Below are 25,652 nucleotides of genomic sequence, written 5' to 3'. Positions count from 1 at the left end.
TTCTGGCGCTAGGGATTCGCTGGTCCGGTGCTGTCGCGGACCATGAGATGGGACTCGAGCTCCCGGCGCTGGATCGGGTGCGCCGGGTTCTCGAGCAGCTGCAGGAGCAGGTCCACGCCGGCGCGGCCGGTCTGCTCCTTGGGCTGGGCGAGCGTGGTCAGCGCGGGGCTGACCATCTCGGAGAGCACGATGTCGTCGAAGCCCATGACGCTGATCCGCCCGGGCACGGCGACGCCGCGCGCCGCGAACCGGCTGAGCATGCCGATCGCGACCAGGTCGTTGTAGCCGAGGACCGCGGTGACCCCGGTGGCGAGCACCTGGTCGGCCGCGGCGACCCCACCGGCGAAGCGCGGCACCACGTTGCCGGTCTCGACGAGCTCGACGGCGGCCTCCGTGCAGGCCTGGCGCAGCGCCCGCAGGCGTTCCCGGTTGGACCAGGACGCCTTCGGCCCGGGCACGTACGCCACGCGGCGGTGCCCGAGCGCGGTCAGGTGCCCGACCGCGTGCCGCAGCCCGTCGGCGCTGTTGGTGGTGACCGACGGGACCCGCCCGACGCGCCGGTTGAGCAGCACGATCGGCGTGTCGCCGGTCAGCGCGCGCACCTCGTCCTCGCTCATGCGCGGCGAGCACAGGATCAGCCCGTCGACCTGCTTGCTGAGGTTGCGCACCAGGCCGGCCTCGGCGGCGGGGTCCTCGTCGGTGTCGGCGAGGAAGACCGCGTAGTCGAACTCGCGGGCGCGGGCCTGCACGCCCTTGACGACGCCGGGGAAGAAGGGGTTGGCCAGGTCGGGCACGAGCAGCCCGAGGTTGCCGGTGCGCCCGGTGATCAGCCCGCGGGCGGCCCGGTTGGGGTGATAGCCGAGCGCGGCGACGGCCTGCTGCACGCGCAGGCGGGTGTCTTCACGCACGAGATCGGGCGAGGCGAGCGACCGGCTGACAGTGGACGCCGAAACCCCGGCGACACGCGCCACGTCCTTGATCGTCACCACCATCGAAGCCTCCCATCGATCACCGTGAAGTCTGCAAACCTTTTCATAATCTTGTCAATCCCCTGGCTCGCTTCGCTCGCGTTGGGGGAGCAAGCTCCACCCAAACCCCCTCAAGATCTTCGCCAGCGCATTCAGGCCGACCGGAGTCGCGCCGGGATGCGCCCTCCGCACGGCCGCCGGCACACGGCAGGGCTTGGCGAATAGTAGTTGATGAGCTACAACTACTATATGAACAGTTCCCCGGGGACGACCCGCGGGCCGGCCGTTGTCCTGCTGACCTGCTGTCTGAGTGTCTTCGTCGCCGGGCTCGACGTCACGATCGCCAACGTCGCCCTCCCCTCCATCCGGCGGGCGCTGGACGCACAGGTCAGCGGCCTGCAGTGGGTGATCGACGCCTACACGCTGGTCATCGCCGGCCTGCTCCTGCTCTCCGGCTCCCTGGCCGACCGGTTCGGGCGCCGGCGCGTGTTCCAGGCCGGGCTCGCGCTGTTCTCGCTCGGCTCCCTGCTGTGCAGCGTCGCGCCCACCCTCGGGCTGCTGGTCGCCTTCCGCGCCCTGCAGGCGGTCGGCGGATCGATGCTCAACCCCGTCGCCATGTCGATCATCGCCAACACGTTCACCGAGCCGGCCGCGCGCGCCCGGGCGGTCGGGGCCTGGGGCGCGGTGGCGGGCCTGAGCCTGGCCGGTGGTCCGGTGCTCGGCGGTCTGCTGGTCTCCGGCCTCGGCTGGCGCTCGATCTTCTGGGTCAACGTCCCGATCGGGGCGCTGGCCATCTACCTGACCCAGCGGTTCGTCCCCGAGTCCAGGGCCGCCCGCGGCCGGCGGTTCGACCCGCTCGGGCAGCTGCTGGTCGTCGCCGTCATCGGACCGGTCACCGCCGCGATAATCGAAGGGCCCCGCCACGGCTGGGGCTCGCCGCTGATCGTCGGGCTGCTCGCCCTCGCCGCGGTCTCGGCGGCCGGGCTGGTCGGGGCCGAACGCCGGCGGTCCGAGCCGCTCGTCGACATCCGGTTCTTCCGCTCCCCCGCCTTCTCCGGGGCCGCGGTCATCTCGGTGGTGGCGCTGATGACGCTCGGCGGGTTCCTGTTCCTGAACACGCTCTACCTGCAGGAGATCCGCGGGTACAGCCCGTTGCAGGCGGGCCTGCTGACCATTCCGATGGCCGCCGCGCTCGCGGCGTTCTCGCTCGTCTCCGGTCGCGTCGTGGCCGCGCGCGGCCCCCGCCCCGCGCTCGTACTGGCCGGGCTGCTGCTCGCGGCGGGAACGGGACTGCTGATCGGCGCCACCGAGACGACGAGGCTGTGGTACCTCGTCCTGGCCTACCTGCTCTTCGGCGCCGGTTCCGGCCTGGTCAGCACCCCGATCACGCACACCGCCCTGTCCGGCCTGCCCCGCGATCAGGCCGGGGTCGCCGGCGCGATCGCCTCGACCTGCCGCCAGACCGGGGCCGCGATCGGCGTCGCCGTCTGCGGGGCCATCGTGGCCGGCGGCTCGGCCGGCTTCGTCACCGCCGGCCACACCGCCTGGGCCGTCCTCGCCGGCTGCGGCATCGCGACCGTGCCGCTCGGCCTGCTCTCGACCGGACGCTGGGCCCGGACCCGGGCGCAACGCGGCGGCCCGCGGCTCAATCCCCCTGTTGTGGAGGCGATCCGATGAGTTCCGACAACGACCTGGCCCGCGCGGCGTGGGCCGCCATGCAGGCCTTCGTGCAGGGCGCGGACCGGCGGCGGGCCCTGCACGCCGAGCTCGACATCGGCAACGACAAGGCCGAACTGCTGATCAGTCTGGCCCGGGCGCCGATGACCCTGCGCGAGATCTCGCGGGCGTTCGACGTCGACCCGTCCGCCGCCACCGTCGCCGTCGACCGGCTCGAGCGCCGCGGCTTCGTGCGCCGGGAAGCCCACCCCGACGACAAACGCAGCAAGCTCGTCAGCCTGACCGACAAGGGACGACAGGCCGCGGCGACCGCGCACCGCATCATCACCGACCCGCCGGCCGCGCTCCTCGCCCTCGACGCCGACCGCCTGGCCGCCCTCACCCGGATCCTCACGGACCTGACCGCCGAGAACCCTCGGCCCTGACGAAGGTGACCACCATGCGCAACCCCATCGGACACGCACTCCGCCATCGCCGCGCCGGGCACGACACCCTGCTCTGGGCCGATCCCGGCCTGCGGGCCCCGGAGACGTTCACGCTCACCAGCCCCGCCTTCGACCACGGCGCCCCCATCCCGCAACGGCACCGCGGCCGGCTCTTCGGCGCGAACGTCTCGCCGGCGCTCACGTGGACGGCGCCGCCCCCACGGACCGCGGAACTCGTCCTCGTCGTGCAGGATCCCGACGTACCCATGAAGAAACCCGCGACCCATGCCCTCACCCTGGGCATCGACCCGTCGCTCACCGGGATCCCGGAGAACGGCCTCGCCGAGCCCAGCCCCGTTCCCGGCCTCAGGCACGGCAAGGGCGGCCTCGGCCGCCGGGGCTGGTCCGGCCCGATGCCGCCGCGCTCGCACGGACCGCACGCCTACGTCTTCCAGCTCTTCGCCCTGGACCACCGCCCCAGCCTGCCCGGCCCCTTCACCCTCGACCAGGCGCTCACCGCCATGACCGGCCACGTCATCGCCCGCGCCCGCCTGGACGGCACGTACGAGGTCCGGTGACTACGGCCGGGCGGCGGCCTCCAGGCGCGCGAGCAACGTAGGCATGCCGACCGGTTGCCCGCTCGCGGGCCGGTGAAGCGAAACGGGTACGCCGTGCTCGCGCGGAACGGGTCGGCCGAACGGTAGCGCGGTACGCGATCAACGGCTGAAGCTGGCGGTTGCTCGCATCCACGACAATCACAGCCGTGGGGCGGCCGACTCGGGAACGTTCGCGGCGGCGGCGGGCGCTGCTGCGGCTGTCGCTGTTCGCGGTGCTGGCGGCCTCGCTCGCCACGCTCGCCTGGACAGCGCTCACCGGGCTCGCCCGCGGCGCGGCGCTGTCCGGGCTCGTCGCCACGTTCGCCGCGCTCGCCACGCTGGCGCTCGAGCTCGTCGTGCGGCTGTGGGCGCCCCGCGAGCCGGCGCCGTCCGCCGGGGAGCTCGCCGACGACCTCTCGCGCACCGTCCTGGAGCAGTGGCTGGAGGAGGCCCACGCGCGGCGGCTGCGCGACCCCGGCGTCCTGCCGTTGAAGTGGTCGGCGACCGACCTGCCCACCGACGACCTGACCGCGGTCGTCGAGTCGCCGTCCGTCGGTACCGTCACGATCCACCTGCGCGGCCAGGTCGAGGGCGAGCTCGACGCCGCGACCGGGCACATCGGCGCCGAGTTCGGCAAGATCCCCAACGGCCGGCTCGTCGTGCTCGGCGAGCCCGGAGCGGGCAAGAGCGTCCTGGCGCTCCTGCTCGCGCTCGGGCTGCTGCGCCGGCGCAGCTCCGGCACGGCGGTCCCGGTGCTGCTCAGCGCCGCCTCGTGGGACCCGACGTCCGGCGGGCTCGACGAGTGGATCGTGCAGAGCGTCGCGCAGTCGTATTACCAGGGACAGGTCGAGGTACCGAAGCTGCTGATGCGGGACGGTCTGCTGCTGCCGATCATCGACGGGCTCGACGAGATCCTGGAGTCGGCGCGCCGCACCGCGGTCGAGCACATCAACCGGGCCATCGGCGTGCACCGGCCGGTCGTGGTGACCTGTCGTGTCCGCGAGTACAAGGAGCTGATCACCGACGGGGCGCCGGTCCTGCGCAAGGCACCGACGGTGGAGGTCGCGCCGGTCGCGGCCGAGGATCTGATCGGCCACTTCGAGGGCATGGACTGGCCGCCGGGTACCGACTGGTCGCCGGTCTTCGCCGAGCTGCGCGGCGACCCCGAGGCGCCGGTGTCCAAGGCGCTGACCACGCCGCTGATGGTGTCGTTCGCGCGGATCGTGTACCAGCGCCTCGGCGGCACCCCCGCGGCGCTGCTCGACCGCGACCGCTTCCCGGGCCGCCACGCGGTCGAGGACCACCTCGCGGACAAGGTCGTCGACGCCGCGTACGCCGGCGACGGCTCCGACGGCCCCGCCTGGGACGCGGCCGACGCGCGGCGCTGGCTCACCTTCCTGGCCACCTACCTGCACCGCAACCACGAACGCGACCTGGCCTGGTGGACGCTGAGCCAGCGTCTGCTGTCACGCTGGTGGGCGCCGGCGATCGGGGTCATCTCGGGCGTCGCCGTCCTCGTCGCCATGACCGTGTGGGTCGCCCTCCTCGACCCGGACGAGAAGGTCGGTCTCGACTCCACGCTGTGGTACGGCTGGATGATCGCCACGGGATTCGGCGGCCTGGTCACCGTCATGTGGTACGCGGCGGCGGGCCGTCCACCCGGCCGCCTGTCGCTCGCCTCGACCGGCACGGCCGCCCGCCTGCGCTCGGGCTTCCGCGTGGGTGTAGCCGCCGTCGCCATTCCCGCAGGCCTGCCGCTGGCCTTCATGGCGGGCGCCATCAGCCTCGGTATCGGCTGGTCCACGGCGGTGGTGGACATGTACGCCGAGTTCGTCTTCGCGGCGGTCACCCTCGCGCTGAGCGCCGGCGCCGCGATGGCGGTGCACAGCTGGCTGGAGGCGCCGCCGGTCTACTCGGCCAGCGTCGGCCCCCTGGAACAGGTACACCAGGATCGCACCCTGACCTGGTGGGGCGCCGCCGCGGTGGCCGTGGTCGTCTCCGTCCTGAACCTGCCGGCCGCGACCCTCGGCTCCGGCGTCGGCTCGCTGCTGGTGCAGGCGTCGACCGATTGGTCCGGCTGGCCCGGCCGCCCGGCGGTGGCGCAGCTGTTCGCGGCCCGGTTCCGTGACCTCACCGACCTGCTGTTCCCCGTCACCGCCGTCACCGTCGGCGCCATGGTGGTCCTCCCGGGCGTCCTCGTCGGCATGACGACGCTGCTGACCCGGGCGTGGCCCCGGTTCGTGTTGACCCGCGCCTGGCTCGCCGCGCGCGGGCACCTGCCGCGGGACCTGCTGGCGTTCCTGGCCGACGCGCGCCGGCGGGAGATCCTGCGCCAGCGCGGCGGGGTGTACCAGTTCCGGCACATCCGTCTGCAGGAGCAGCTCGCCACCCGCCAGGGCATCCGTCGTGAGGACACCGCCGCTTCCTCCCGAGCCGGGCGCCGCCGGCGCGGGCAGGTCGCCGTCGCGGCCGTGGCCGCTGTGCTGATCGTGGCGGCGGTGACCGGTCTCATCATCGCGCCCCCGGACACCTCGAGCGTCCGGTTCGCGACCGCATATGGCGACGGTGCGGCGGCACTGGTGCCCGACGAGCACAGCAATCGCCTGGCGGCCTTCACGGCCACAGATCCGGCGCTGCATGTTTACGACGTGGCCGCCCGGCGTGAGATCGCTTCGTTGCCGGGCAACGCCGGCGGGATCCGCTTCGCCCAGTTCGCGCCGGGTGGACGGATCATCGCGGTTGGGGCGGGTGACAATACGGTCGAGACGTCCGACGATTTCGTACGCCTTTGGAGCCTTGAGTATCCGCATCCGAGCCGGCCCTTGGCGACGATCGGGCCTGCGGCGGTCGCACAGACCACGATCACGTTCAACTCGCGCGGCGACACCGCACTCGTCTACATGTACGAGTCTGACCACAGTTTCGGGACCGCGTGGCTTTGGGCGCAGGGACAGGTCGTGCACACCTTCAGCCGGGCCGCCGGCTTCGTCAGCGTCGAAGCGAGCCCGGACCTCACCAGCGTCTTGACGATCAGTACCAAGAACCTTGCCCAGGTCTGGCCGTCCACGCCCGCCGAGAAGCCCCTGTACGAGTGGCCCGACCAGAGCAGCGGGGCCAGTGCGGCCGCGTACTCCAACGACGGCCAGACGATTCTGGTGAAGTCGCACCGTGGTGAGAAGGTCGAGAACCGCCTGTACGGCACCCAGAAGCACGACGACGGTGTTCCGGTCGATTGCGACGACCCCGAATTCGTAGGCGACGGCCCGTATCTGCTGTGCAGCCACGCCGGAGATGGCCACGTCGAGTTCCATGACTCCCGTGGCCTTACCGTCCGGACAACTTCCAAGACCCAGATCGAGGTCGCGAACCGCTCGGCGATCATCGTCTCGACCGAGGACCGGAACGGCATCGAGATATGGAACCCGACAACGGCGCAGAAGGTGGCCGACGTTCCCGGCAACCTCCGCAACGTCAACGTCGATCTCGACGATGCGCTGCCGGTTCTGTACCTCAGCGCCAACGGCAGTTACCGCATGCTCGACACGCGAACAGGCGAGGTGCTGGCGGAACTGCATGGCAACTACCAGTTGACCTCGCACCGGAGGGGAAATGTCGGCCTGACGGCTTCGGAAGAGCCCGATCGGCAGCTCATCTGGAACCAGTGGCTTCGACAGCCCGTCGAGCTGGACAACCTCGCCGAGCGCAACAGCCCGAAGTACGGGCCGGGCGGCTTCCTGCTCGCCGACGAGGGCCGTGACGGGCGGGTCCGGGTCCGGGACCTCGCCACCGGGCACACCCTGACGACCGTCGAGCACCCGCCTTGGCCGCTCGACGGTGAGGTGAACTTTTCCAATGACACCCAATCGTTCTTCGTCTTCAAAACCGAGTCCAGCATCGAACTGCGTTCCCGCTGCAATCCCCAGCACACCTACATCGGCGACCTCGCGGCCGGCGGATACCGGGCGGCGTTCGACAACCACGGCCGGGTGCTCGCCACGATCGGTACGGACGGCACCGTTGAACTGTGGGATGCAGCGTACGGAACGCCGCTGCGCACGCTCGTCGGGCACGGCGGGACCGTCATCAACATGGTGTTCACCGCGGACGACACGGCCCTGGTGACGAGCGCTCGGGACCACACGGTGCGGATCTGGGATCTCCACGGCCTGCCCCTGGAGCCCCGCAACAGCGCCGACGGCACGTGCTGAGCCGATGCCGACCCGGCGAGCCGGACTGGACCGGGCGCCCCGCGTGAAGCAGGGACCGCGGGAGCGGCGGCCGGCCCCGTCGTCGCGCGCCGGTTGGCCGCAGGAGCGCGCCGGCAGGGATCTTGACGGGGTGTGGGTGGAGCGGAGCTGCCCCACCGCGAGCGCAGCGAGCCAGGAATGCGGCAAGCATGTTTGCCTCGAACCCGGGCCGGGCAGGCACTGCGCATGACGACCATCACCGCTGACGACATCCGGGCGCTCGCGCAGTCCAACGACGCCGACCCCGCGCTCGCCGTGGCGCCGGACGGGGTCATCCTCGTACCCGAGGCTGCCGCGGCCGACGGCCACATCGTGTACACCAAGACCGAGCTCCGCCAGGACTACGGCGAGGAGATCACCGACGTGCAGGCCGAGGTGCTCGCCGCCGGGCTCACGTCCCAGCTTCCCTGATCGCTGCCGATGTCCTGAACCGCGGCGCGGGCGCGTCCGGCGCCCGCGCGCGCCAGCGGGGCGGACAGGCCCAGGTGCCGGGTCGGGTCGAGCAGGGCCACCAGGTCGCCCGCGGTCAGGTACGTCGTGACGCGCGGGTCGCTCTCCAGCAGTCCTGCGAACGTGGACTCGCCGGCCGCCGCGCGGTGGGCCGCCTCCGACACCACGCTGTGTGCCTCCTGGCGGCCGATCACCTTGCCCAGGGCCAGCATCACCGCCTCGGAGACGATAAGGCCGACGTCGCCCGGGGCGGCGGGCTCGAGAACCTCGCCGTACTCGGTCTGCATCAGCGAGTACAACTCCCGCCCTATTTTTCCCCCGCTGCCGGCCAGCAGCGCCAGCAGGGCCAGCAGACGCCGGTGGGCGTCGCGCAGCAGCAGCGCGTCGCCGGTCTGGGTGATGTTCTGGGTGGTGGCGCCCCAGTGCACCCAGCCGCCGTAGTCCTCCCCCACCACCCGGGTCAGCTCGGTGATGAGGGGCATCAGCGGGTGCCCGGTGGCGGCGATCCCGGCCCGGATCCGGCCCTTGTCGAGCCCCTCCAGGCGGGCCGCGGCGGCGATGGCCGCGGCGGCATCCGGCGGTACCACGCCCGCGTCCGCCTCGGCCAGGGCGAGCGCCCCCTCGACGTCCAGCCATCGCTGCCAGTGCCCGGCCCTCGTGAACAGCTTGCGGATGCCGGTCTCGGGAACGCTGTCATCGGTGAATCTGGACGGGGTCGTTACCCGTGCATGCCCACAAAGATCGCGGTCAATCCTCGCCGCAGAGCACCTTGAGCACGCCGGTGATGTCCAGGACGCGCAGCACCATGCCTGCGGCGCCGACCGCGCGGAGCCGGACGTCGCCGGCGGCGCCGCGGCGGTACGCGTGCAGGAGCGTCGCGATGCCGGTCGAGTCGAGCAGCGTCAGGCCCCCGAGGTCGACCACGATCTCGCGGACGCCCCGCACCGCGAGGGCGTCGTCGAGGGCCAGTTCCAGGATCGGCTGGGTGCCGAGGTCGACCAGGCCGTGCAGCTGGATGTCCACCCGCACGTGCCCGGATAAGTCGCGGACGACCTGCCGGTCCGCCGTCAGGTCGCTGCCCACCGCGACAATATACCGTTGCCCGACGACAACCGATTTCGGTCGATCGGTCAGATCGCGTCGAGCTCGGCGAGGGCGTCCGCGGGCAGCTGCAGGCCCGCGCCGGCGACGTTCTCGCGCAGGTGGGCCACGGACGAGGTACCCGGGATCAGCAGCATGTTCGGCGAGCGCCGCAGCAGCCACGCCAGGGCCACCGACAGCGGCGTGCTCTCCAGGCGCTTGGCCACCGTGGCGAGCGTCTCGGACTGCAGCGGCGAGAACCCGCCGAGCGGGAAGTAGGGCACGTAGGCGATGCCCTGCGCCGCGGTGAGGTCCACGAGCGCGTCGTCCTCGCGGCGGGCGATGTTGTACATATTCTGCACGCACACCACCGGGGCGATCGCCTGCGCCTCGGCGAGCTGTACGGCATCGACGGTGCTCAGCCCCAGGTGCCGGATGAGGCCCTGCTCGCGCAGCTCGGCCAGCGCCCCGAACTGCTCGGCGAGGGAGCCGGGCTCGGGCGCGTCGAAGCCGCCGACGCGCAGGTTGACCACGTCGAGCGCGTCGAGGCCGAGGTTGCGCAGGTTGTCGTGGACCTGGGCGCGCAGCTCGTCCGGGGTGCGCGCGTGCGGCCAGCCGCCCTGCTCGTCCCGGCGGGCGCCGACCTTGGTGACGAGGTGGAGCTGCTGCGGGTACGGGCTCAGCGCCTCGCGGATGATCTCGTTTGTCACGTGCGGGCCGTAGAAGTCGGCCGTGTCGATGTGGGTGATGCCGAGCTCGACCGCCGCACGCAGCACGGCGACGGCGGCCGCGCGGTCCTTCGGCGGGCCGAACACGCCGGGGCCGGCCAGCTGCATGGCGCCGTAGCCGAAGCGGGTCAGGTCGAGGTCGCCGACGCGGTACACGCCGCCCGGAAGGTTGTTCGTTGTCATGTCTCCAGCCTGCGCCGTGCGCGCCGGTTCAGGCAGTTCCTTCGGGTTCCTGGGAGTGACAGGACCAGGATGGCGGTACCACCCCGGCCGTAGGCTGGTCCGGTGAGTACGAACGCGCTCGGCGCATACCTGCGGGCGCGGCGCGAGCTCGTCGACCCCGCCGACGCCGGACTGCGCGTGGTGGGCGTCCGGCGCACGCCCGGGCTGCGCCGCGAGGAGGTCGCCACCCTCGCCGGCATCAGCGCCGACTACTACCTGCGCCTCGAGCAGGGCCGCGACCGCAACCCGTCGGTGCCGGTGCTGGAGGCGATCGCGCGGGTCTTCGGGCTGGACGCGGAGGCGACACAGTACCTGCTGAGCCTCACCGCGGCCCGCCCGCGCGCCCCGCGCCGGCCCCGCCGCGAGACCGTCCCGGCCGGCGTGCGCCAGCTGCTGGACGTGCTGGACCTGCCCGCGTTCGTGGAGAGCCGCATGTTCGAGGTGCTCGCCACCAACCGCCTCGCCACCGCGCTCTCGCCCCGGATCCGGCCTGGCACCAACCGGCTGCGCGACGTCTTCCTCGACCCCGACGAGCGCGACCTGCTGCCCGACTGGGAGCAGGCCCTGGGCGGCATGGTGGCGGCGTTCCGCACCTCGGTCGCGGCCGACGCCGGCGACCCGCGGGTCGAGCAGCTCGTCGGCGAGCTGTCCCTGGCCAGCGAGCCCTTCCGCCGCCTGTGGGCGCGCCACGACGTGAAGCCCCTCGCGGGCGCGCCGATGCGGCTGCGCCACCCGGACGTCGGCCTGCTGGAGCTGCGCCGGGAGAAGCTCTCGATCGGCGACTCGGGAGGGCAGCTGCTGGTGGTGTACCACGCCGAGCCCGGCTCGGACAGCGCGCGCGCCCTGGCCCTGCTCGGCTCGCTCGCGGCCCCGATCGCCACCGGGAACCGCCCGGCGACATAGACCGCGCTCCGCGTGGTCGACGTTGTTCGCCGTCCCGGTTACCCGCCCGGGATGCGCTCGACCGTCGATGCCATAGGGTCGGCGGATCACGAGCGTGGAAAGGATGCCACGGTGGCGTTACGAGTCGGGATCGGCCTGCCCCAGCTCAAGGACTTCGACCCGCGCACGGCGGTCACGCGCGCCGCACGCGCGGTGGAGGAGATGGGGTACGACAGCGTCTGGGTCTTCGAGCGGTTCCTGCTCCCCCAGGACCAGAGCGGCCCCCACGGGCTCTACAACGTGCCCGATGCGCCCTGGCCGGTGCGGTACGGCGGGGTGCTCGACCCGCTCGTCGCGCTCACCCTCGCCGCCGCCGTCACCGAGCGGGTCGAGCTCGGCACGTGCGTGCTCGTCGCGCCGCTGCACGTGCCGGCGCGCCTGGCCCGCACGCTGTCCAGCATCGACGCGGTCAGCGGCGGGCGCGTCGTCGCCGGGCTCGGCGCGGGCTGGAGCATCGACGAGTTCGCGGCGCTCGCCCCGCGCCCGTTCGCGGAGCGGGGCGCGGCGCTGGACGAGCTCCTCGACGTGTCCGAGGCCCTCTGGAAGCCGGACCCGGTGTCGTACCGCAACGAGCGCTGGACGATCGCCCCGGCCGAGGTGGGCCCGAAGCCGGCCCGGCGCATCCCGGTGTACCTCGGCGGGTTCTCGGACGCGGCCCTGCGCCGCATCGCCCGGCGCGGCGACGGCTGGCTGCCCACCGGTATGCCGCCCGCGGCCGCCGGCGCGACCCTGGCCCGGCTGCGGGAGATGGCCGCCGCGAACGGTCGCGAGCCGTCCTCGATCGGGTGCACGTTCCAGGTCGGGCTCGGCGGCACCCTGCGGGAGGTGCCGGCGGAGGGGCGCCGGCCGTACACCGGCAGCATCGAGCAGATCGTGGACGACATCGCGGCGCTGGCGGACGCGGGCATCGACCATGTGTTCCTCACGGTGTCGAACCTCGTGACCGACCTGGACGCGTATGTCGAGGTCGCCGGCGAGTTCCACGCCGCCCTGCGCACGGCGGGCCTGACGTGACCGGCGCGGTCGAGGCGGCCGCGGCGCTCGTCGCCGGCGCGCACAGCGTCGTCGTGTTCACCGGGGCCGGGATGTCGGCCGAGAGCGGCGTGCCCACGTTCCGCGACGACCTGACCGGGCTGTGGGCCCGCTTCGACGCGGAGCGGCTCGCCACGCCCGAGGCCTTCCACGCCGACCCCGACCTCGTGTGGGGCTGGTACGAGTGGCGCCGGTCCCGGGCCCGGCGGGCCGAGCCGAACGCGGGGCACCGCGCGGTCGCCGCGCTCGAGGCGGCCGTCCCGGGCACCACGGTCGTCACGCAGAACGTCGACGACCTGCACGAGCGGGCCGGCAGTACCGCCCCCAACCACCTGCACGGCAGCCTGTTCGCGCCGCGGTGCATCGGCGCCGGGGCGCACCCGGCCGTGTTCCCGGACGCCGAGGAGCCGCAGGAGGGCCGCCGCCTCGCCCCGCCGCGGTGCGACGCGTGCGGGGCGCTGGTGCGTCCGGGCGTCGTGTGGTTCGGCGAGGCGCTGCCGGAGGAGGCCCTCCGCGCGGCGGTGGCGGCCGCCGCGAGCTGCGACGTGCTGCTGACGGTGGGCACGTCCGGCGTGGTGTACCCGGCCGCGGAGATTCCGCGTATCGCGGCCCGCGCGGGTGCCGCGGTCGTCCAGGTGAACCCGGACCCGACCCCGCTCGACGCGGTGAGCACGCTGAACCTGCGCGGTACCGCGGCCACGATCCTGCCCGCCCTCGTCCCCGTTTGAGGCGCGCCCGGCGGGTAGGGCCCCGGCATGGTGGACGTACAGCATCACCGTGCCGAGACCAACGGCGTCCGGCTGCACTATGTCACCGCCGGGCACGGGCCCGTCGTGCTCGGCCTGCACGGCTGGCCCGAGTCGCACCGGCAGTACCTGCGCCTCATCGAGCGCTTCGCCGACCGGTACCGGTTCATCGCCCCCGACCTGCGCGGGTGCGGCGACAGCGACAAACCGTTCGGCGGCTACGAGCCCAACACCATCGCGGCCGACCTGCTCGGGCTGCTCGAGGCCGAGGGCGTCGAGCAGTTCCACATCGTCGGCCACGACCTCGGCGGGCCGCCGGCCGTCGCGCTCGCCTACGCGGCGGGCGAGCGGGCGCTGTCGCTGTCCACGATCGAGACGCCCTTCTTCGGCCTGGACTACCCGGGCTACGTCGATCCGATGGTGAACTACTGGCACCTCGGCATGCACGCGCACATGGACATCACGCGGATGCTGCTCGAGGGGCGCGAGGAGCAGTACCTGCGCCACTTCTTCCGCGACTTCGCCTACAACCCCGACGCGGTGGCCGAGGACGAGGTGCAGGCGTACGCCGCGCTGATGCGCCAGCCCGGCACGCTGCGCGGGAGCCTGAACCTGTACGGGTGCATCCCGCAGATGACCGAGCAGACCCGGGAACTGGCGGCCCGGAAGCTGCCGGTGCCCATGATGGCCTGGGGCGGCGAGGCGTCGTTCGGCTCCCACTGCATCGACAGCGCCCGGGCCATCGCCGAGGAGGCGCACGGCGGGGTGATCGAGCGGTGCGGGCACTGGGTGTTCCAGGAGCGGCCCGGCTTCATCTGCGACAAGCTCGACCGGTTCTGGGCCGGCAAGGAGGTGTGAGGCCCGCCGGGGCGGGGTGTGTGAACAGAGCGTCCGGCGGGCATAGACAGGCCATGCGGGCGTCGAGGTGCCACCCGAGGAGCTGGTGTTGCCCGGGCAGCTTCTCCAACTCCTCGCCCGGGCCGGTGAGGTCTTCGTCCTCGCCACCAGAGTGTTCGAAGACCCGCACGACCTGCAGGACGCTGGAGCCGGGGCTCCCGTCGATCTGGTCGAGCTCGGCGGCCAGCTCACCGATCCGGTCGGCGTGTGCGTGCAAGCGATCAAGAGGGGACCTTCGCGCTCGCGAAGGTCCCCACGGCCGGTCAGCCTCGCGCGGCTACGAGCCGGGGCGCAGCAGGACCTTGGTCCAGCCTCCGTCGCGGCGGTCGAAGTGGTCGTACCCCTCGGCCGCGCGGGCCAGTGGCAGTTCGTGCGAGACCAGGAACGACGGCTGCGCGCGGCCGGTGGTGATGAGGTCGCGCAGGTGCCGGTTGTACCGCATGACCGGGCACTGCCCCGTGCCCATCCGCTGGCCCTTGGCGAAGAACGTGCCGTAGTCGAACGCGACCCGGCCCTGCTTCGCCGCGTCGGTGGCGGCGCCGGGGTCCTGCGGCACGTACGCGCCGACGACGCCGATCCCGCCGGTCGAGCGCACCACCTTCACGAGGTTGTCCAGCACCAGCTCGGGGTGTTCCTCGCCGCTCGGGTCGTGGGCCTGGTAGCCGACCGCCTCGACCCCGCAGTCCGCGCCGCGGCCGTCCGTCGAGTCGAGGATCTGCTCGACCGGGTCGCCGCGGCCGAAGTCGACCGGTGTCGCCCCGATCTTCACCGCCAGGTCGAGCCGGTCGCGCTCCTTGTCCACGACGAACACCTCGGACGCGCCGCGGATCATCGCGCTGTGCGCGGCGAGCAGGCCCACCGGCCCCGCGCCGAACACCGCCACGCGGTCCCCGGGCTGCATTCCGGCGAGTTCGGTACCGTGCCAGCCGGTCGGGAAGATGTCCGACAACATCGTGTAGTCGTTCTCGTGCTGGGTTCCCGGCGGCAGCTCCAGCAGGTTGAAGTCCGCGTACGGCACGCGCAGGAGCTCCGCTTGGCCGCCGTCGTACGGCCCCATGTTCGCGTAGCCGTAGGCTGCCCCGTCCATCCCGTCGATCGGGTTGGTGCGCAGGCAGAAGCTGGTCCATCCGGAGTTGCAGTTCCGGCAGGTGCCGCACGCGATGTTGAGCGGCACCGAGACCCGGTCGCCGACCTTGATGCGGCTCACCCCGGGCCCGGTGGCCTCGACGATGCCCATGTTCTCGTGGCCGAGGATCTTGCCCTCCTCGACGGAGGTGCGGCCCTCGTACATGTGCAGGTCGGAACCGCAGATGTTGGTGGTCGTGATGCGCACGATCGCGTCGGTCGGCGCCTGGATCGATGGGTCCCGCACGTCGACGACCTCGACCTGGCGCGGACCCCGATAAACGACAGCCTTCATGGTGTACCGCTACCCGGCCCCGCGGCCCCGTAACGGCTATCGTCGGGCGGGTGGCCCGCTTCACCGTCTCCGTCGAGGTCCGCGCCCCCGCCGCGAAGGTCTGGGCCGCGCTCACCGACTGGCGCAACCACGCCCGCTGGGCGCCGCTCACCACCGTGCGCCTGACCACCGAGCGGATGGACGGGCTCGGGGCCGGCTTCGTCGCGCGCTCCGGGCTCGGCCCGCTCGGCTTCGACGACCCGATGACCGTGGTGCGCTGGGAGCCGCCGCAGGGCGATGCGCCGGGCCGGTGCGACGTCGACAAGCACGGCCGGGTGATCCGGGGCAAGGCGTGGTTCGTGGTGGTACCGCGGCCGGACGACCGTTGCCGGGTGGACTGGTTCGAGGACGTGACGGTCGTGCCGCACCGCCTGGACCGGGTGACCGGCGGCCTCGTCGCGCTGGCCGGCCGGGCCGGTTTCGGGCAGGCCCTGCGCAAGATGGCCCGCGAGGCGGAGCGCTAGACTCTCGCCCGTGACCCGGTTTGCCGCCGACATCGTCGCGGATCTGCGCCGGCGCATCCTCGCCGGCGACCTGCGGCCGGGCCACGACATCCCCAGCGCCAAGGACATCATGGCCGAGTGGGACGCGACAATGGCGACCGCGTACAAGGCGATGACGCTCCTGCGCGAGGAGGGGCTCGCGGCCAAGCACCGCGGCCCGGGTCTCATCGTCACCGCCGACGCGCCCGCCGTCGCCGCCGCGTGGCAGCCGCCGCCCGCCCACGGCGACGTGACCCGGGCCCGCATCGTCAACGCCGCGATCGAGCTCGCCGACGCCGACGGGCTGGGCAACCTGTCGCTGCGCCTCATCGGCCAGCGCGCGGGCGGCCTCGTCACCGGCACGTTCTACAAATGGGTGCAGGACCGGGCCGAGCTCGAGGTGCTCATGGCCGACGCGGTGTTCGCCAAGCATCCGCCGCCGAAGCCGGCCGGGGGCTGGCGGGTGCAGCTGGAGCGGCTGAGCCGGCTGCAGTGGCGGCTGTACCGCCAGCACCCGTGGCTGGCGCTGACCGTCTCGTTCGCGGACCCGTCGCTCAGCGCGAACGTGGCCGCGCACCTCGCGTGGGCGGAGCGGGCGCTGACGGACCGGCCGGACGCCGCCCCGCTGGCCGCGGCGGTGGCGAACTTCGTGCGCGGCAGCGCGATGCACCTCGAGCAGGAGGACCGCAAGGCGCGCAAGGCCGAGGCGGAGGCGGACGCTCCGCTGTTCGAATTCGGTCTGAAACACCTGCTCGACGGCTTCTAGCGCGCCGCAGGCTATCACCTGCACTGAATCGACGCACGAATCGACCCAACAGTGGACGCCGGCCGCGCGTACCGCACTACCGGAAGGCGGGGATGTGGTCCTGGAACCAGTCGGCGAAGGTGCGTGGTGCCCGGCCGAGTACCTGCTCGACGGCGGGGCTGATCTGCCGCTCGGCGACGGTCGGCTCCTCGAGGACGGCGAGGGTGGTGTCCACCGCCCACTCGGGCATGAACTGCAGCATCTGTGCGCGGGCCTCGTCCCGGGTCTGTTCGATGAACCGGACGGGTTCGCCGAGTGCGTCGCTGATGGCCTCGGTGCGTTGTCTGGGTGTGATGAGCGTGGGCCCGGTCAGCTCGTAGATCTGTCCGGCGTGGCTGCCCTCGCGCAGCGCCGCGGCCGCTACGCCGGCGATGTCGGCGGGATCGATCGTGGGTATGCCGACGTGACCGAACGGCGCTACGACGGTCCGCTCGGTACGGATCGAATCGGCCCAGGCGTACGTGTTGGAGTTGAAGCCACCCGGCCGCAGGATTGTCCAGTCCAGACCGGACTGCCGCACGGCGTCTTCGATCGAGCGCAGCAGTACGCCGTGGGACTGGGACTCCGGTCGGGTGCGGACTCCTTGCGAGGACAGCAGCACCACCCTACGCACCCCGGCGGCGCCGGCCGCGTCGAGAATGTCTCGTGGTCGCAGCATGTGGGCACTGGCGCCACCGTCGTGGAGGAACAGCGCATCGGCGCCGTCGAAGACGGGCCGCAAGCCCTGCGGATCAGTCAGATCCGCCGCCGCGGTCATGACCCCCGCCGGTACCGCCGCGTCCGCGATCCGGCGCGACACCGCCGTCACCTTTTCACCGGTTGCGGCGAGTGCCTGGAGAAGTGGTCGGCCAACGTTTCCGGTCGCCCCGGTAACGATGATCATCGTGGAATGCCCCCTGGTCAGGTCCTGGAGCACCGGCCTGGCGCCGGTGACATCGGGACGCTAACACCGCCGCGATAGTAGGTACCTACAGGAAAGTGACTATGCTCGGCAGCCCGCGCGACTGCCCGCCATCGGAATCCTCCCGCGCTGCCCATGGTCTCTCGGTGGTCAGAGCGGCAAGCACCCGCGGCGCGATGACGGTGACCACGGCCACCAGGGCCGCCGGGATCGCCATCGCGGCCGGCAGCGAAGCCCGCGACGCCACCCCGCCGATGACCGCGGGCCCGATCAGGCCGCCACCATAGCTGAGCGTCGTCACCATCGAGAGGTCCTTGGCCCGCCCCGGAAAGGCGGCGCCGACCATGCTCGACACGACGGGCCAGATGAGTGCCATGCCGGCGCCGGCCAATGCCCACCCGCTCAGCACCACCGCCAGCGCTGCGCCGCCGGTGGCCGGCGCAAGCAGCACCGTGGCATAGCCCGCCGTGGCGGTCAGTCCGGCCAGCAGCACCACCCGGTCGGCCCGGACACGGGATCGCACCGCGTCGCCGAACAACCGGACGGCGGTCATCGACGCGACGAACATCGTGTACGCCAGCGACGCGGTGGCGGGGGCGGCGCCGAGCACCTCGCGGGCGTACACGCCCGCCCAGTCGGTCGCGGCTCCCTCGGTCAGGAACGCGGCGGCGCCGATCAGGCCGAGCACCAGCACCAGCGCCAGCCCTGCGCGGCGCCTGGGGGCTGGCTGTCCGTCGGCCATTCCGGCGGCTGGTGGCACCGGGACGGGCAGGCGTCGCCCGAGATCAGCAGCGGCCAGCCCCGCCGCTGCCGCACCGATGAGCATGATCAACCTCACGTCGGCACCGGCTCGCAGCACCACCGCCGTCACCACCCCGCCGCCCAAAGCTCCGAGGGCCCATACCCCGTGCAGCGTCGACATGGCCGGCCGCCGCTCGGCGCGTTCGAGGTCGACGGCCTGGACAGTGAGCGCCACGTTCACCATGCCGAGCAGCACGCCGAAGACCAGGATCGCCGCCACCAGCGTCCCGAAGGAGCGCATCGCCGCCGGCCCCGCCAGCGACGCGGCGTACAGCGGGGTCACCACCCGAAGCAGGCCGCCCCCGGTGAACCGCTCAGCCAGGACACCGGCCAGCGGCATGGAGACCAGGGCTCCGAATCCGAGCACGAGCAGCGCCACGCCCAGTCTGGCGGGTCCGAGGTCCAGCCGCGCGTCGGTGGCCGGCAGGGTGGCGCCCCACAGGGCATTGAGAACCCCGGTCAAGCCGTAGCAGCCGGCGACCGCAAGTCGGGCGGGTGTCCACATGGCCTCACTCTGACGGGGCCCGCTCACGGCGGTCCAACACCCGCTGAGACCGGATCAACTCGGTTCCGTTGTCAATCGCTCGTCCGGACGCCACGCCGGCTCGGGCACGGTCAGCCAGCCCTCGGCGGCGGCCAGCTTCGCCGCCGACTCCAGCAGCGCCCGCAACCCGGGACGGTGCTGCTCCCCGGCTCGCCAGACCAGACTCCACGGGTACACGGCGCCGGGCTCCACCAGCGGCCGCAGCACCGCACCAGGCACCGGCGGCTGGTCCAGCAACGTCAGTACGGGCGACTCCCGCGCCTGTACGTGATGCGCCAGTTCCTCAATGCTGCGCACGTGCGGATGCGCACTGCCGACGTCCGCGGGGGCACCGCACGACTGCAACAGCCGCCGAGCCGCGTCCTCCCACTCCGGGGTGACGTGGTCACCGGCCAGCCAGCACACCTGAGCGTCGCGTAGCGCGGACAGCGGCACCGCGGACTGCTGGGCCAGTGGGCTGCGGACCGGCACCAGCAACGCCATCGGCTCCCAGCGGACCAGCCGATGGGCGAGGCCGCTCGCCGTTGGGCCCCGGCGGCCGAACGTCGCATCGAGGCGATGCTCGCCGAGCAGCAAGGTCGCGCGGCTCATCCCGCCTTCGAAGCGGGCGAAGAACTCCGTCACCGGATCCCGCGACCGGGCGGCAGCCAGCACGCGCGCAGGGGTCAGGCCTGGTGCCACGACGTTCACCAGCAACGCCTGCTCGTCACCGCGCAGCTCGCGCACCGCCTCGTCGTGCAGGATCAGCAGTCGCCGCGCTCGGGGCAGCAGCATCTCACCGGCTGCGGTCAGCGCGACCCGGCGGCTCGTCCGGTCGAACAACGCGATCCCGACGCGTTCCTCGAGGCGCTGCACATCCCGGCTGAGCGCCTGCTGGGCAATGAAAAGCCGCGCCGCGGCACGACCGAAGTGCAGTTCCTCGGCCACCGCGACGAAGCGCCGCAGCAGTCGCACATCGAGGTCGGGCCACGTTCCGGAAGTCATCATCACCATGCTCAATCGCGCCTGAACGCCCTTCGATCCCCAACCTGAAGTGGCGACGTCCGACATGCCGACGGTACGCCAAACGCAGTCGGGCTTCGCGCACCGCTCGGGCCGCCGATTCCGGATCCGGCGGCACGGATCGCATTCCTGTCTGGCCGCCCGGAGGTTGCATACCGGCTCCGGACAAGGATGGATGGACTCCTGACCTGTACCCGTTAGGAGTCCCCACCCTGAACGAGGACGTCCCGACCCCGGAACGGCTCGCCGCCATCACCACCCTGGCCGAGTTCGGCGCCGCCCTGCAGTCCGTCCGCCGCGACTCCGGCCTCTCGTACGACGCGATCACCCGGCACGCCGCGCGGAAAGGCCATCCGGTCGCGAGGGCTTCCCTGGCCAACGCGCTGCGCGGCGACCGGCTACCGCGATGGCAGACCGTTCACGCCTTGCTGAGCGGTGTCGGTGTGCCGCCCGATCGCATCCCGCTGTGGCAGCAGGCGTACGAGCGCGTCCGGCCCACCGTGCCGCTGTTCGCCGCCACGAGCCCGCCGGCTCGGCGGCCGCGGTACCCCGGCTACAGCGCCGACTTCTGGGACGGGCCGGATCTGCTGGGCCGGGCCGAAGCGGCGACCGCGCTGGCCATGCTCATCAGCTCCCGGCACACCCGGCCGCCGCTGTCGATCGGGGTGTTCGGCGACTGGGGTACCGGCAAGTCGTTCTTCATGGAGTGCCTGCAGCGCGAGATCCGCCTGCTCAACCGGCTCTCCGCGGCCTCACCGCCGGACGCGCCCAACGCGATGTGCCGCGAGGTCCGGCAGATCGTGTTCAACGCCTGGCACTACACCGACGCGAACCTGTGGCCGAGCCTCGTCGCCGAGATCTTCGCCGAGCTGGCCGAGCCGCGCACCGGTGAGAGCCGCGAGGACGCCGCCGTACGCTGGCAGGCCGAGCGTGAGCGGCTCGTCGGCGAGCTCGAGACCACCCGGTCCGAGCTCGTCGCGGCCGAGCAGCGGCTCGAGGCGGCCGAGATCGAGGCGGAGCGGCTTCAGGCCACCCTCGCGGACCTGGAGGAGCGCCGCACCGAGGGTCGCGACGCGCTCGCCGCCCTCACCGTCGTCGCCGAGACGGTGCTCGACGATCCCGCCGTCCACCGGTCGCTCGACGAGGCCCGGCGGCAGGTGGAGCTGGCGGCGGGACACGAGCTTGAGCAGCTGGGCGCGCTCACCGACGACGGTGTGTCGGTGTCGCGGCGGGTCCTGCGCCTGTGGCGGATGCTGGTGCCGGGGAACCGCGACGCGATCCGGTGGCGGCTGTGGGCGTACGGCATCGCGGCCGCGCTGCTGTGCCTCGGGCTGCCGATCGCCATGGCTGCGGTGACGCCCGGTGCGGTACAACTCCTGTCCGGTCTTCTCGGGCTGTTCGTCCCGCTCGTGCTGGCCGGTCGGGCCGTGCTGGCGGTGCTCGGCCGGGCGCTCGGCGCGGCGGAGCGGGCGGCCCACCTGGCCGGTGAGGTCCGCCGGCGGCTGGCCGAGCAGCGCTCCGCGCAGGAGCGGGCGGTGCTGGATGAGCTGGAGCGCCTCGCCGAGCAGGAGGCGGCGCTGCGGCACGAGATCCTCGCCGCGCAGGCCCGCGTCGACGAGGCCGAGCGGGCACTGGACGAGGTACGCTCCGGACGGCAGCTGACCGAGTTCGTCCAGGAGCGCAGCGCCTCGGCCGACTACCGCTCCCAGCTGGGCACGATCGCCATGATCCGGCGCGACTTCCAGCGCCTCGACGAGCTGCTCGAGCGCACCGCCCAGGACGGCCAGGAGGCCGCCATCGACCGGATCGTGCTCTACATCGACGATCTCGACCGATGCCCGCCCGACCGGGTCGTCGACGTGCTCCAGGCCGTCCACCTCCTGCTCGGCCTGCGCCTCTTCGTGGTCGTCGTCGCCGTCGACCCGCGGTGGCTGCTCAGCTCCCTGGAGCTGCACTTCGAGCGCGTCCTGGGCCACCGGCGCGGCACGGCCGCCGAGCACTGGGCGGCGACGCCGACGAACTACCTGGAGAAGATCTTCCAGATTCCGTACCGCCTGACGCCCATGGACGACGCCGGTTTCGGCCGCCTCGTCGACCATCTCGCGGCGCCCGGGCCTGCCGCGACGCCGGCGACGGGGCCCGGGCCCGACGCCGCGGACCCGCCCGCGATCGAGGCGCCGGACCCCGAGCCGGTGCCCGCGGACCAGTCGCGGCTGGACCCGGGCTGGCTGACGCTGTCCCCGCCGGAGGTCGCGTTCGTGCGGCGGCTGCGCCGGATCGTCGCCACCCCGCGGGCCGCCAAGCGCGTGCTCAACCTGTACCGCCTCATCCGCACCACCCTCCCCGCCGTCGACGACCACCGCGGCGTCCTGCTCCTGCTCGGCATCATCGTCGGCGCGCCGACCCAGGCCCAGGCGGTGTTCTCCGCGCTGCTGGGCGCGCCGGACCCGGAGCCCTGGTACGACGTCGTCGCGCGGACTCTGCCGGACGCGCCGCTGCTGCGGGCGTTCGGACCGCTGCGCGAGGACTCCGGCGCTGCCATCGCCGCGGGGGCGCTCAAGCCGCTGGTGCCGATCGTGGCCCAGTACTCGTTCCACACCGCGCCGCGGCACGACTAGGACGGTTGCGCCAGGATGGACCCGTGATGCCACTCGCCGTGTCGACGGCCGACTACCACACCGCCGGGGAACCGTTCCGGATCGTCGCCGCTCCGCCCGTGCCGTTGCCCGGCGCCACCGTGGCCGAGCGGCGGATGCGCGCGCTGGACAGCCCCGACGCGCAGGCGCTGCGCGAGCTGCTGTGCTTCGAGCCGCGCGGGCACGCCGACATGTACGGCGGGTTCGTGGTGCCGCCCGACGACGACGGCGCGCATCTGGGTGTGTTGTTCTGGCACAAGGACGGCTTCTCCACCGCCTGCGGGCACGGCACCATCGCCCTCGGCGCGTGGGCGGTGGACACCGGGCTCGTCGCGGCCCCCGCTGACGGCTCGGTCGATGTCGTCATCGACGTGCCGTCGGGCCGGGTCACCGCTCGGGTGCACCGCGCCGGTGGACGTACCGTGGCCGTGGACTTCGTCAACGTGCCCAGCTACGTCATCGCCCGCGACGTCGCGCTCGGCACGTCCCGCGGCGACGTCGCCGTGACCGTCAGCTACGGCGGGGCGATCTACGCGAGCGTCGACGCCGCGAGCGTGGGCCTGGCGGTGCACCCGTCGGACTATCGGGACCTCATCGCGCTCGGTCGCGAGGTCAAGTGGGCGTTGAACGACAGCGAGCACGCGGTGCACCCCGGCGATCCGCGGCTGAGCGGGGTGTACGGCACGATCCTGTTCGAGGATCTCGGCGAGGTCGACGGCCAGGTGTACCAGCGCAACGTCACGGTCTTCGCCGACGGGGAGGTCGACCGTTCGCCGTGCGGGTCCGGCACGTGCGCCCGGCTCGCCGTGCTCGCCGGCGAGGGCCGCGTGACGGCCGGCGGCGCGGCGCTGCGCCACGAGTCGATCGTCGGTTCGCGGTTCACCGGCACCGTCGTGGCCGCGGTCGAGGCGGCCGGGCGCCCGGCCGTCGTGCCGCAGGTCACCGGCATGGCGTACCCGACCGGCGAGCACACCTTCGTCGTCGACCCCGCCGACCCGCTCGTCCCCGGCTTCGTGCTGCGGTGAGCGCCCCGCCGGGGCGGGACGTCAGATCTTCGCGCCCACCGCCTGGCCGTTGGCCGGGACCAGGAAGTTCGACGACGCGATGGAGCCGTCGGCGGTACGCGGGCCGGTGATCGTGGACTGGTCGGTGCTCTGCAGCGGCCACGATCCGCCGATGTTCCACGAGTTGCCCGACGCCGTCGACTTGCCCAGCGCGACCGTGGTCTTGTTCCCCACGGCCAGGTTGGCGGTCAGCTTGGAGGTGGAGCCGCCGTCGAAGTCGAAGCCGGTCTTCGCGTTGTTCCAGGCGGTGTCGCGGCTGACGGTGATGGTGCCGGTGTTGCCGTTGTCGGTGAAGCCGTGCGCGGCGTTGGCGAAGGAGAAGCTGTTCGTGACCGAATGGTTCGCGGCCGGGCCGGTGCCGCCGCTGCCGCCGAGCTTGAAGCCGTTGCCGTCGCCGGAGAAGTTCGGGATGTTCCAGCGGTTGTAGCCGTTGCCGTAGGCGATCGTGTTCTGGATCGTCACCGGCGAGGTGAACATCCACAGGTCGAGGCCGTCGTCGATGTTGTTCCACAGGCGGGTGCCGCGCACCACGTTGCCGCTGCCGCTGCCCTCCTTGATGCCCAGGCCGTCGGCGCTCTCGCCGTTCTTGCGCGGGTCGCGGTTGTTGTAGCTGTCCAGGTTGAGGATCTGGTTGTTGGCCGAGGTGCCCTGCAGCTGGAAGCCGGTCTCGTAGTTGTCGTGGGTGGACAGTCGCTCGAACGTGTTGTTGTTGCAGTTGTTGCAGTAGACGGCGTACGGGCCGTGCACGATCTCCAGGCCGGTGATGCGCCAGTACGACGCCTCCATGTGGATGGCGCCGCGCTGTCCACTGGGGATGGTCGAGCCGACGGCGCCCGGGGTGTAGCCCAGCGCCTCGCCGTCGACGGTCACCTTCTCGCCGTTGTACGCGGTCAGGGTGATCGGGGCCGACGCGGTGCCGCTCTTGGTGATCTGGACGTTGGTGGTCAGCGCGTACGTGCCGCCGCGCACGGCGATCGTGCCGCCCGCGGTGACGAGGCCGACCGCCTTCTGGATCGTGGCGAGCGGGGCGGCGAGGGTACCGGCGTTGGCGTCGGAGCCGTTGGGGGCGACGTAGAGCGTGGCCGCGGCCGCGCCGGCGGGGGCGGCGGCGGCCAGGGTGCCCGCGGCCGTCGCCAGGGCGGCGGCCGCGAGCACGCGAAGGTACCGATGCATGGTCTCCTCCTGAGGAAAACGCTTTCCCCGCGAGGCTAGGCCAGGCATCGACCCGGGTCAACGGATGGCGAAACTTACAGCGGCGGGGTCGCCCGGCGGGCGGCCACGCTGATGCGGTTCCACACGTTGATGATGCCGATGGCCAGGACGAGGTTCGCGACCTCCTCCTCCGACCAGTGCTTGCGGGCCGCCGCCCACACCTCGTCGCCGACCCCGTCCTCGCCGAGCCGGGTCAGCGCGTCGGTCAGCGCGAACGCGGCCCGCTCCCGCTCGTCGAACAGCGTCGACTCCCGCCACGCGGCGACCGCGAACAGCCGGCGCTGGTGGTCGCCGTCGGCGAGCGCCTCCGCCGTGTGCATGTCGAGGCAGAACGCGCAGCCGTTGAGGATCGACGCACGGATCTTGATCAGATGGAGCAGACCGGGCTCGACCGTCTTGCGGCCGTACCGCTCCAGCTGCGACATGACCGCGTACCCGTCGGGGACGACCTTCGCCCATTCCATTCGTTGTTCCATGCTTCGACGACGGGAATCCGCGCCGCGAGCGTGACAGTCCCCGCTGTGACGACGCTCACGCGACAACACTGAGCCCATGGTGAGCGGCCCCTCCGCTCCGCTCCGGACCGCTCACGCCGCCACCTCCGCAAGCTCCGGCGACGGCGCGACAACACTGAGCCCACGGTGAGCGGCCCCTCCGCTCCGCTCCGGACCGCTCACGCCGCCACCTCCGCAAGCTCCGGCGACGGCGCGACAACACTGAGCCCACGGTGAGCGGC

23 protein-coding genes are annotated in these 25,652 nt (G+C 72.6%); 13 read left to right on the top strand and 10 right to left on the bottom strand.

The window, feature by feature from the left end:
• Window positions 1-8: 8 nt before the first annotated feature.
• The gene (locus AB0B76_RS06865; protein WP_360370576.1) at window positions 9-992 is read right to left on the bottom strand and encodes a LacI family DNA-binding transcriptional regulator; all 984 of its coding nucleotides are present in this window, start codon (window positions 990-992) and stop codon (window positions 9-11) included.
• A 225-nt stretch (window positions 993-1,217) separates the two neighbouring features.
• Between AB0B76_RS06865 and AB0B76_RS06860 the strand changes: the two genes are divergently transcribed.
• The 5 genes from AB0B76_RS06860 to AB0B76_RS06840 all read left to right on the top strand — a co-directional run bounded on the left by AB0B76_RS06860 (window position 1,218) and on the right by AB0B76_RS06840 (window position 8,324).
• The gene (locus tag AB0B76_RS06860; protein WP_360370574.1) at window positions 1,218-2,645 is read left to right on the top strand and encodes an MFS transporter; all 1,428 of its coding nucleotides are present in this window, start codon (window positions 1,218-1,220) and stop codon (window positions 2,643-2,645) included.
• Window positions 2,642-3,070 carry a MarR family transcriptional regulator gene (locus AB0B76_RS06855; protein WP_360370571.1) on the top strand — a complete coding sequence of 143 codons (429 nt, stop codon included), beginning with the start codon at window positions 2,642-2,644 and terminating at the stop codon, window positions 3,068-3,070. The genes AB0B76_RS06860 and AB0B76_RS06855 overlap by 4 nt, the downstream gene beginning before the upstream one ends.
• 14 nt (window positions 3,071-3,084) lie before the next feature.
• On the top strand, window positions 3,085-3,648 hold the full coding sequence (locus AB0B76_RS06850; RefSeq protein WP_360370568.1) for a YbhB/YbcL family Raf kinase inhibitor-like protein: 564 nt from the start codon (window positions 3,085-3,087) through the stop codon (window positions 3,646-3,648).
• A 185-nt stretch (window positions 3,649-3,833) separates the two neighbouring features.
• Window positions 3,834-7,874, top strand: coding sequence for a hypothetical protein (locus AB0B76_RS06845; RefSeq protein WP_360370565.1), 4,041 nt, complete (start codon window positions 3,834-3,836; stop codon window positions 7,872-7,874).
• A 225-nt stretch (window positions 7,875-8,099) separates the two neighbouring features.
• Complete coding sequence (locus AB0B76_RS06840) at window positions 8,100-8,324, top strand: hypothetical protein (RefSeq protein ID WP_360370562.1); 225 nt, start codon at window positions 8,100-8,102, stop codon at window positions 8,322-8,324.
• Here the strand turns inward: AB0B76_RS06840 and AB0B76_RS06835 are convergent.
• The 3 genes from AB0B76_RS06835 to AB0B76_RS06825 form a co-directional block, all read right to left on the bottom strand.
• Window positions 8,255-8,950 (bottom strand): hypothetical protein, encoded by a 696-nt coding sequence (locus AB0B76_RS06835; protein WP_360370559.1) that lies wholly within the window; start codon window positions 8,948-8,950, stop codon window positions 8,255-8,257. The two genes, AB0B76_RS06840 and AB0B76_RS06835, sit on opposite strands and share 70 nt — an antisense overlap.
• Before the next feature lie 160 nt (window positions 8,951-9,110).
• Window positions 9,111-9,446 (bottom strand): STAS domain-containing protein, encoded by a 336-nt coding sequence (locus AB0B76_RS06830; RefSeq protein WP_360370556.1) that lies wholly within the window; start codon window positions 9,444-9,446, stop codon window positions 9,111-9,113.
• 47 nt (window positions 9,447-9,493) lie between these two features.
• Complete coding sequence (locus AB0B76_RS06825) at window positions 9,494-10,354, bottom strand: oxidoreductase (protein ID WP_360370553.1); 861 nt, start codon at window positions 10,352-10,354, stop codon at window positions 9,494-9,496.
• 102 nt (window positions 10,355-10,456) lie between these two features.
• Here AB0B76_RS06825 and AB0B76_RS06820 point away from each other — a divergent pair, with 102 nt between their 5' ends.
• The 4 genes from AB0B76_RS06820 (at window position 10,457) to AB0B76_RS06805 (ending at window position 13,971) form a co-directional block, all read left to right on the top strand.
• The gene (locus AB0B76_RS06820) at window positions 10,457-11,296 is read left to right on the top strand and encodes a helix-turn-helix transcriptional regulator (protein ID WP_360370550.1); all 840 of its coding nucleotides are present in this window, start codon (window positions 10,457-10,459) and stop codon (window positions 11,294-11,296) included.
• Window positions 11,297-11,407: 111 nt separating this feature from the next.
• On the top strand, window positions 11,408-12,349 hold the full coding sequence (locus AB0B76_RS06815; RefSeq protein ID WP_360370547.1) for an LLM class F420-dependent oxidoreductase: 942 nt from the start codon (window positions 11,408-11,410) through the stop codon (window positions 12,347-12,349).
• Window positions 12,346-13,095 carry an NAD-dependent deacylase gene (locus tag AB0B76_RS06810; RefSeq protein WP_360370544.1) on the top strand — a complete coding sequence of 250 codons (750 nt, stop codon included), beginning with the start codon at window positions 12,346-12,348 and terminating at the stop codon, window positions 13,093-13,095. The genes AB0B76_RS06815 and AB0B76_RS06810 overlap by 4 nt, the downstream gene beginning before the upstream one ends.
• A gap of 27 nt (window positions 13,096-13,122) precedes the next feature.
• The gene (locus AB0B76_RS06805) at window positions 13,123-13,971 is read left to right on the top strand and encodes an alpha/beta hydrolase (protein ID WP_360370541.1); all 849 of its coding nucleotides are present in this window, start codon (window positions 13,123-13,125) and stop codon (window positions 13,969-13,971) included.
• Between the two features lie 316 nt (window positions 13,972-14,287).
• Here the strand turns inward: AB0B76_RS06805 and AB0B76_RS06800 are convergent, their stop codons facing one another.
• Window positions 14,288-15,430, bottom strand: a complete 1,143-nt coding sequence (locus AB0B76_RS06800; protein ID WP_360370538.1) for a glutathione-independent formaldehyde dehydrogenase — start codon at window positions 15,428-15,430, stop codon at window positions 14,288-14,290.
• A 50-nt stretch (window positions 15,431-15,480) separates the two neighbouring features.
• Between AB0B76_RS06800 and AB0B76_RS06795 the strand changes: the two genes are divergently transcribed.
• Together AB0B76_RS06795 and AB0B76_RS06790 are read left to right on the top strand one after the other, a co-directional pair.
• The gene (locus AB0B76_RS06795) at window positions 15,481-15,933 is read left to right on the top strand and encodes an SRPBCC family protein (protein WP_360370535.1); all 453 of its coding nucleotides are present in this window, start codon (window positions 15,481-15,483) and stop codon (window positions 15,931-15,933) included.
• A 10-nt stretch (window positions 15,934-15,943) separates the two neighbouring features.
• On the top strand, window positions 15,944-16,717 hold the full coding sequence (locus AB0B76_RS06790) for a GntR family transcriptional regulator (RefSeq protein WP_360370532.1): 774 nt from the start codon (window positions 15,944-15,946) through the stop codon (window positions 16,715-16,717).
• 76 nt (window positions 16,718-16,793) lie between these two features.
• Here the strand turns inward: AB0B76_RS06790 and AB0B76_RS06785 are convergent, their stop codons facing one another.
• Genes AB0B76_RS06785 through AB0B76_RS06775 form a run of 3 tightly spaced genes read right to left on the bottom strand, consistent with a single transcriptional unit; the run spans window position 16,794 to window position 20,052 of the window.
• Complete coding sequence (locus AB0B76_RS06785; protein WP_360370529.1) at window positions 16,794-17,672, bottom strand: NAD(P)H-binding protein; 879 nt, start codon at window positions 17,670-17,672, stop codon at window positions 16,794-16,796.
• A gap of 52 nt (window positions 17,673-17,724) precedes the next feature.
• Complete coding sequence (locus tag AB0B76_RS06780) at window positions 17,725-18,963, bottom strand: MFS transporter (RefSeq protein ID WP_360370526.1); 1,239 nt, start codon at window positions 18,961-18,963, stop codon at window positions 17,725-17,727.
• A gap of 54 nt (window positions 18,964-19,017) precedes the next feature.
• Complete coding sequence (locus AB0B76_RS06775; protein ID WP_360370523.1) at window positions 19,018-20,052, bottom strand: LysR family transcriptional regulator; 1,035 nt, start codon at window positions 20,050-20,052, stop codon at window positions 19,018-19,020.
• A gap of 395 nt (window positions 20,053-20,447) precedes the next feature.
• Here AB0B76_RS06775 and AB0B76_RS06770 point away from each other — a divergent pair, with 395 nt between their 5' ends.
• Window positions 20,448-22,622 (top strand): P-loop NTPase fold protein, encoded by a 2,175-nt coding sequence (locus tag AB0B76_RS06770; protein ID WP_360370520.1) that lies wholly within the window; start codon window positions 20,448-20,450, stop codon window positions 22,620-22,622.
• Window positions 22,623-22,648: 26 nt separating this feature from the next.
• Entirely contained in the window at window positions 22,649-23,665 is a 1,017-nt protein-coding gene (locus AB0B76_RS06765; protein WP_360371636.1) for a proline racemase family protein, read from the top strand.
• A 21-nt stretch (window positions 23,666-23,686) separates the two neighbouring features.
• Here AB0B76_RS06765 and AB0B76_RS06760 read toward each other — a convergent pair whose 3' ends face one another.
• Both AB0B76_RS06760 and AB0B76_RS06755 read right to left on the bottom strand, forming a co-directional pair.
• The gene (locus AB0B76_RS06760; RefSeq protein ID WP_360370517.1) at window positions 23,687-24,877 is read right to left on the bottom strand and encodes a right-handed parallel beta-helix repeat-containing protein; all 1,191 of its coding nucleotides are present in this window, start codon (window positions 24,875-24,877) and stop codon (window positions 23,687-23,689) included.
• A 74-nt stretch (window positions 24,878-24,951) separates the two neighbouring features.
• A complete protein-coding gene (locus tag AB0B76_RS06755; protein WP_360370514.1) occupies window positions 24,952-25,380 on the bottom strand; it encodes a carboxymuconolactone decarboxylase family protein in 429 nt (142 codons plus the stop codon).
• Window positions 25,381-25,652 lie beyond the last annotated feature (272 nt).

This window comes from Dactylosporangium sp. NPDC049140 (assembly GCF_040648435.1).
Note: the sequence above shows the minus strand (reverse complement) of the source record. Positions and strands in the feature narration are given on the sequence as shown.